Origin of the sequence: Haloferax sp. Atlit-6N (assembly GCF_003383195.1) — an archaeon.
GTDB lineage: Archaea > Halobacteriota > Halobacteria > Halobacteriales > Haloferacaceae > Haloferax > Haloferax gibbonsii.
Map to the genome: position 1 here is coordinate 1 of NZ_QEQJ01000202.1, position 510 is coordinate 510.

1 protein-coding gene is annotated in these 510 nt (G+C 59.8%); it reads left to right on the plus strand.

Annotated features, from left to right (window positions below):
- Positions 1-510: ABC transporter ATP-binding protein (locus DEQ92_RS21935; RefSeq protein WP_147299575.1), on the plus strand; the 510-nt coding region annotated here is incomplete at both ends.

The following is a 510-nucleotide window of genomic DNA, read 5'->3' on the forward strand; positions in this document are numbered from 1 at the left end:
GCCGGCGAAAGTGGGAGCGGCAAGAGTACGCTCGCACTCGCAATACTCCGGTATCTGGAGGGAAACGGCCGAATCACGGGTGGAACAATCGAGTACGACGGGCGACCCGTCCTTGATCTCTCCTCACGGGAACTCAGAGAACTCCGGGGGAACGAGATCGCTCACGTTCCGCAGGACCCAAACACGGCACTGAACCCGAGCATGACGGTCGGCGACCAGATTTCGGAGGTTGTCCGGACCCACCGCGATGTCTCGCGGTCGGAGGCAATGGAACAGACGTACGAAGTACTTCACGAGGTCAATCTCCCGGACCCGAAGACGAACGCCTCACAGTATCCGCACGAACTTTCCGGCGGCCAACAGCAGCGTGTCCTTCTGGCCATCGCCTTGGCGTGCCAACCGAAACTTCTCATCCTCGACGAACCGACGACCGGACTGGACGTTACTACGCCGGCAAAAATTCTCGACCTCATCGACGATCTCATCGAGGAACGGGACACAAGCGTCCTG